Genomic DNA, 6,500 nt, shown 5'->3' on the forward strand with positions numbered 1-6,500 from the left:
GCGGCGGGCGCCGGTCAGGACCGCAGATAGGTCAGGACCGCGAGAACCCGACGGTGATCCCCGTCACTCGGCGACAGCCCCAGCTTCGCGAAGATGTTGCTGACGTGCTTCTCGACCGCCCCGTCACTCACCACCAGCTGCTTGGCGACGGCGGAATTCGTCCGTCCCTCGGCCATCAGACCGAGGACCTCCCGCTCCCGGGGGGTCAGCCCGGCCAGCACGTCCTGCTTGCGGCTGCGGCCCAGCAACTGGGCGACGACCTCGGGGTCCAGGGCGGTGCCGCCCCGGGCCACCCGCACCACCGCGTCCACGAACTCGCGGACCTCGGCGACGCGGTCCTTGAGCAGATAGCCCACGCCCCGGCTGCTGCCGGCCAGCAGCTCCGTCGCGTACTGCTCCTCCACGTACTGCGACAGCACCAGCACACCCAGGCCCGGGTGGTCCCGGCGCAGCCGCACCGCTGCCCGGACGCCCTCGTCGGTGTGGGTGGGCGGCATCCGGACGTCCGCGACGACCACGTCCGGCAGGGCGTCCTCGGCGGCGAGGTCCTTGATGGTCTTGATCAGCGCCTCGGCGTCGCCGACCCCGGCCACGACATCGTGCCCCCGGTCGGTCAGCAGCCGGGTCAGGCCCTCCCGGAGCAGCACCGAATCCTCGGCGATGACCACCCGCACCCTGTCCTCCACGATTTACGGCCCCCCTGGCCCGGCGCGCACGCCGAGCGGTTCACGCTGCAGGCAATTGACACCGCCAGCATGTCAGCATCCGGCCCCCGAGCGGGCACGCGATGCCGGTGGCGCCCGGACCGTCGGCGCCTGGACCCGGTGGTGTCCGGACCGTTGGCGCGCGGACCGGTGGTGTCCGGACCGTTGGTGCGCGGACCGTCGGCGTCCGCGTTCGACGTCGGGTCGCGCCCGTCCGTTTTCCCGTCCGGCAGCACGTCGCCCCGCCGGACGACCGGCGGGGCGAGTGGTCGGGCGAGGCGGAGTGGAGGCCGCGCGGGGGCGGGTCAGCCGCGCCAGGGCAGCTCAGCCGTGATCGTCGTCGGACCGCCCACGGGGGAGTGCACCACCAGCAGTCCGTCCACCGCGTCCAGCCGCTCGGCCAGCCCCGCGAGGCCGCTGCCGCCGGCCGTCGACGCACCGCCGCGGCCGTCGTCGGAGACCTGGAGCATCAGCCGGTTCGCCGACCGCCACACGTCGACGCGGGCCGTACGGGCGGCGCTGTGCTTGCTGATGTTCTGCAGCAGCTCGGAGACGATGAAGTAGGCCGTGCCCTCGATCGCGGCGGCCGGCCGGAGCGACAGGTCCACGTCGACCTGCACGGGCACGGTGCACCGCGCGGCCAGCGCCGACAGCGCCGGGCCGAGGCCACGGTCGGTGAGGATCGCCGGGTGGATGCCGCGGGCGAGGTCCCGCAGCTCCTGGAGGGCGAGCTTCACCTCGCCGTGCGCCTCGTCCACCATCCTGGCGGCGGCCTCCGGGTCCTCCTCCAGCTTCTCCTTCGCGAGGCCCAGGTCCATGGCGAGGGCGACGAGCCGGGCCTGGGCGCCGTCGTGCAGATCGCGCTCGATGCGGCGCAGGTCGGCGGCGGCGGTGTCGACGACGACGCCGCGGTCCTCCTCCAGCTCCCATACCCGGCTCGCCAGCCGGGACGGCCCGAGCAGCCCCGCCACCATCAGCCGGTCCACCTGCGTGAGCCCCCGGATGATCCACGGGTTGACCAGCACCAGGAGCAGTCCGGCGGCGCAGGTGACGCCGATCTCGAAGGGGTTGTCGAGGTAGACGGCCGTGCCGTCGGAGTCCCCGTACAGCTGCATCCCCGGCTGGTCCCAGTACTTCGGGTAGGCCCACGCGTACGCCGGGTACAGCAGCAGCACCCAGCCGACGAGCGTCAGCGTCAGCGACACGCAGAACGCGCCGACTGCCCACGGGAAGTGCAGCACCCCGTAGAGCAGGTGCCGCCAGGACGCCCCGCTCTTGAGGACCGCCCCCATCCAGGCCATCGGCCCGTTGTGACCCTTCCGGGGCCGGATCGGCTCCGGGGCGGCGACCTCCAGGCCCAGCAGCCCCCGCGCCCGGGTCCGTTCGACCGCGCCCAGCGCCCGCGCCCCGACGAGAGCGCCGGTCAGCACCGGCACCCCGATGAAGGTGATCAGCAGACCGGCGCCGAGGCTGGTCATGGTGACGGTGTACGAGAAGAAGAGGACCGCCATCGGGAGACTGAGCATCAGATAGAGGAACTCGCGCCACGTGCGGCCCGCCAACGGCGCGCGCAGCACGGCGGGCACGCGGTGGGGCCGGGGGGCCGACTGCCGTCCGTAATCGATGGCCATCTCTCTTCCGATCTCCGAGTCTCCGGGGGTTCGCCTGATGACTCAAGCCTCCTGGAACGGGGTCCCGTGGACCATGTGGTGAGTGGGTGTCTTGGGGGTGGGGCCAGCCCTACCCTTCGCCTCCGGCGGACGGGTGGAGCCGACGGCGGGGCTTCGACTGCGGGCCGGTCTTTGCCGCCTGCGGCGGCGGGCGCCCTGCGGGCGCGTCCTCAATCGCCGGACGGGCTGGTTGTGGCTGAGCCCAGCCACAACCAGCCCGTTGGGGGCACCTCCCAGCGGTAGCTGGGGGAGATTGAGGACACCGCCGCGCCCCGACGATCCGCCCCGACGATCCGCCGGACAGGCGTGCGTCAACCCGCCGAGCGGTCGCGCCACGGCAGTTCCGCCGTGACGACGGTGGGGCCGCCGACGGGTGAGTCCACGACGAACAGCCCGTCCACCGATCCCAGGCGCTCGGCCAGCCCCGCCAGCCCGCTCCCGGTCGCCGTCGAGGCGCCGCCACGGCCGTCGTCGCGCACCTGGATCAGCAGCCGGTCCTTCGTCCGCCACACCTCGACGCCGGCCGTGCGGGCCCCGCTGTGCTTGCTGATGTTCTGCAGCAGCTCGGAGACGGTGAAGTACGCGATGCCCTCGATCGCCGGCGCCGGGCGGGCGTCCAGCTCCACGGTCACGCTCACCGGCACGGTGCAGCGCGCCGCCACCGACGACAGCGCCGCGTCCAGCCCCCGGTCCGTCAGCACCGCCGGGTGGATGCCACGGGCGAGGTCCCGCAGCTCCTGGAGGGCCAGCTTCACCTCGCCGTGCGCCTCGTCCACCATCTGCGCGGCGGCCGCCGGGTCCTCCAGCACCTTCTCCTTCGCCAGCCCGAGCCCCATGGCGAGGGCGACGAGCCGGGCCTGGGCGCCGTCGTGCAGATCGCGCTCGATGCGGCGCAGATCGGCGGCCGCGGTGTCGACGACGACCCCGCGGTCCGACTCCAGCTCGGCGACCCGCCGCTCCAGCTCGTCGGACGGGCTCAGCAGCCCGCGCACCATCGCCCGGTCGACGTTGGTCATGGCGCGTGCCAGATGACCGAGAACCGGCCACAGCACGAAGAGCGAACAGAGCGTGACCGTGAACGTGAGAACGCCCCATGGCAGTCTGATGAACGAATACAGCGTGCTCCGCCACGCCACCGGGTCCTTCAGCGTCATCCACAGCCAGGGAAAGAAACCGGTGGTCCCGCGCCGGCCCCGCGGCAGCGGGCTCGGCTCCTCGATCCGCACGCCCAGCAGCCGACGCGCCCGCATCCGCTCGAACCGGCCCACGTACCGGGCACCCATCAGCCCCAGCGCCAGCAGCGGCAGCCCGATCACGGTGATCGACAGACCCACGCCCACATACAGCCATACCGAGACATAGACGAAGCCCGCGATGCCCTCCGGCAGGTTCAGCAATAGATGCGCGATCTCCCGCCACGTCTGCCCGCCGAAGGCCAGGCGGGCAGGGGGAAGCCGCTCACCCGCGCCGCCGTCGAAGTCGTCGTGGGAGTGATGGGTGGCGAAACCGGACCGAGGAGAGGTGTCCGGGGCGGCCTCGGGGGCCGTACTGCTGGCGTTCATAGGGCAAAGACTGCCGGGCGGCCGGGCACGACGCCATGGGGGCCGTGGGTGCGAAGGTGTAGGGATAACCCCACCACCGGCCGGTAGCGCTGCTCACTCCAGGCGCGGCAGGGCCTAGACTCCCGTGCGTACAGATCGTCGAACGCGGGTGACCGGGACAAACCGGAAGAACAGCCGCACAGGGAGCGAGGGGCGGACGTGCCGGAGGCGACCGTGCGCACCGCGAGTGCCGACGTCCGGCTCGCGGCCGACTACTTCGATGGCTACGCGACGGTCGGCCTGCTGGCCGTCGTCGGCGTGCTGTTCGTCGCTGTGTCCTTCGTGGCCGGGCGACTGCTGCGGCCCGTGGTGCCGACCCCCGAGAAGCTGCTGACGTACGAATGCGGCGTGGACCCGGTCGGCGAGGGCTGGGCGCACACCCAGGTGCGCTACTACGTCTACGCCTTCCTCTACGTCATCTTCGCGGTGGACTCGATCTTCCTGTTCCCCTGGGCGACGGTCTTCGCCGCGCCGGGCTTCGGCGGCGCGACGCTCGTCGAGATGTTCATCTTCCTCGGCTTCCTCGCCGTGGGCTTGTTGTACGCATGGAAGAAGGGCGTCCTCGAATGGACGTGACACCCCCGGTTGACCTTCCCGAGCCGCGCCGGCTCGGGGTGCTGTCCCGCCTCGCGCCCGAACCCATGAAGGTGGTCCTGAACTGGGGCCGTCGCTACAGCCTGTGGGTCTTCAACTTCGGCCTCGCCTGCTGCGCGATCGAGTTCATCGCCGCGTCGATGGCCCGGCACGACTTCATCCGCCTCGGCGTCATCCCCTTCGCCCCGGGCCCCCGCCAGGCGGACCTCATGATCGTCTCGGGCACGGTGACGGACAAGATGGCCCCGGCCGTGAAGCGGCTGTACGAGCAGATGCCCGAGCCGAAGTACGTGATCTCCTTCGGCGCCTGCTCCAACTGCGGCGGCCCCTACTGGGACTCGTACTCCGTCACGAAGGGCGTCGACCAGATCATCCCGGTCGACGTCTACGTGCCGGGCTGCCCGCCCCGGCCGGAAGCGCTGCTGCAGGGCATCCTCAAGCTTCAGGAGAAGATCGCGAAGGAGTCGCTGGGCGACCGGTACGGGTCCGCCTCCGGCGCGGACGCGTCGGTTGCGGCGCTGCGCAGCGGGTTGGTGACGCCGCCGGTCACCTCCGGTGCGGGTGCCTCCGGCGGTGCGACCGGCACCGGTGGTGCGACCGGCGCTGGTGGCGCGTCCGGCGCTGGTGGCGCGGAGGAGACGGACCGATGACGACCGATCCGACGAGCCCGGCGGGGAACCCGGACGGGGCTTCCGGCGCGGCCGAGCCGACCCCGGGTGGGGACGCCGAATCCGCCACGAAGGCGGGGGAGGTCTCCAAGGGCACTGCTCGCACCGCCCGCCCGGCCGGGGCGAGGGCCCCGGAGCCGACCGGGGACGACACCGAGTCCGCCGAACCGCCGGAGGCACCCGCTCCGGAGCCCGTCGTGGGATGGCTGCCGAGTGGCGCCTCCGAGCTGTTCGGCGAGGGGGCGAGCGCCGAGGAGTCGTACGGACTGCTCACCGTGGACGTACCCGCCGCCGCGTGGATCACCGCACTGGAGACCGCGCGGGACACCCTCGGCTGCACCTACTTCGACTGGCTGAGCGCGGTCGACGAGCCCGGCACGGGCTTCCGTATCTGCGCGCACGTCGTCGCCCTGCCCGCGGGCCCCGGCGCGGCCGGCGCCGTGCGACGTCTCGTCGTACGGACCACCGTGCCGCACGACGCTCCCGCGCTGCCCAGCGCCATCGGCGTCTACGCCGGAGCGGCGTGGCACGAACGCGAGACGTTCGAGATGTTCGGCGTCGACTTCACCGGTCACCCGCACCTGGTGCCGCTGCTGCTGCCCGAGGGCTTCGAGGGGCACCCGCTGCGCAAGGACTTCGTGCTCGCCGCGCGGGTCGCGAAGGCGTGGCCCGGGGCCAAGGAACCGGGCGAGACCGAGGGCGGTGGCCCCAAGCGCCGCCAGATGCTCCCGCCCGGCGTCCCCGACCCCAACGAGTGGGGCCCTCTCAAGGGCCAGCTCCCGCCCGCCCCCGCCCGCCCGGCCCGTGGCCCCCGCGCCGCGGGCGCCGCAGCCGCCGACCGTCCGGCCCGCCGCACGCGCAGCGTGGCCGCCGGCTCGGCAAGCCAGACGGAAGCGGTGGCCGGTACCCCGGCGGCCCCTGAGCGGCCTGCCCGTCGCAGCCGCAGCGTGATCGAGGGCTCTGCGAGCCAGGCTGCTCCCTCGGCCGAGGCGGCCGGTGCGGCCGGTGCGGACGCCCCGACGCGCCCCGCCCGCCGCAGCCGCAGCGTGAGCGAAGGCTCCGCGAGCCAGGCCACGCCGCCCACCGAGGCCGAGACGCCCGCCGCCGAGCGCCCCCGCCCGGCACCGCGCTCGGCCGACGCCCCGTGGCACCACGCCCGCCCCGCGTTCGACGAGGCGGGCAGGGAGCCCGGCCCTGAGACCGGTCCCCCCAAGGACGCCACCCCGCCGCCCCCCGCCGAGGGCCCCAGGCCCGAGGCGGCCG

At 73.5% G+C, this 6,500-nt stretch carries 6 protein-coding genes; 3 read left to right on the top strand and 3 right to left on the bottom strand.

Annotated elements, in window-relative coordinates; all coding sequences use genetic code 11:
• Positions 1-14 precede the first annotated feature (14 nt).
• From ACZ53N_RS11745 to ACZ53N_RS11755, 3 genes are all read right to left on the bottom strand, one after another.
• A complete protein-coding gene (locus ACZ53N_RS11745; protein WP_469140805.1) occupies positions 15-674 on the bottom strand; it encodes a response regulator in 660 nt (219 codons plus the stop codon).
• A 335-nt stretch (positions 675-1,009) separates the two neighbouring features.
• Positions 1,010-2,335, bottom strand: a complete 1,326-nt coding sequence (locus ACZ53N_RS11750; RefSeq protein WP_469140728.1) for a sensor histidine kinase — start codon at positions 2,333-2,335, stop codon at positions 1,010-1,012.
• A 350-nt stretch (positions 2,336-2,685) separates the two neighbouring features.
• Complete coding sequence (locus tag ACZ53N_RS11755; RefSeq protein WP_469140729.1) at positions 2,686-3,936, bottom strand: sensor histidine kinase; 1,251 nt, start codon at positions 3,934-3,936, stop codon at positions 2,686-2,688.
• A gap of 198 nt (positions 3,937-4,134) precedes the next feature.
• Here ACZ53N_RS11755 and ACZ53N_RS11760 point away from each other — a divergent pair, with 198 nt between their 5' ends.
• The 3 genes from ACZ53N_RS11760 to ACZ53N_RS11770 form a co-directional block, all read left to right on the top strand.
• The gene (locus ACZ53N_RS11760) at positions 4,135-4,551 is read left to right on the top strand and encodes an NADH-quinone oxidoreductase subunit A (RefSeq protein WP_130878931.1); all 417 of its coding nucleotides are present in this window, start codon (positions 4,135-4,137) and stop codon (positions 4,549-4,551) included.
• Complete coding sequence (locus tag ACZ53N_RS11765) at positions 4,542-5,219, top strand: NADH-quinone oxidoreductase subunit B (RefSeq protein WP_469140730.1); 678 nt, start codon at positions 4,542-4,544, stop codon at positions 5,217-5,219. Before ACZ53N_RS11760 ends, ACZ53N_RS11765 begins: the two co-directional genes overlap by 10 nt.
• A partial coding sequence (locus tag ACZ53N_RS11770; RefSeq protein ID WP_469140731.1) for an NADH-quinone oxidoreductase subunit C occupies positions 5,216-6,500 on the top strand: 1,285 nt, incomplete at its 3' end. The genes ACZ53N_RS11765 and ACZ53N_RS11770, both read left to right, overlap by 4 nt.

The sequence above is a fragment of the Streptomyces sp. NPDC033229 genome (genome assembly GCF_055576875.1).

Bases quoted from the DNA above. Each gene is read 5' to 3' on its own strand.
- ACZ53N_RS11755 (WP_469140729.1), bottom strand. From the start codon at position 3,936: ATGAACGCCAGCAGTACGGCCCCCGAGGCCGCCCCGGACACCTCTCCT.
- ACZ53N_RS11750 (WP_469140728.1), bottom strand. From the start codon at position 2,335: ATGGCCATCGATTACGGACGGCAGTCGGCCCCCCGGCCCCACCGCGTG.
- ACZ53N_RS11765 (WP_469140730.1), top strand. From the start codon at position 4,542: ATGGACGTGACACCCCCGGTTGACCTTCCCGAGCCGCGCCGGCTCGGG.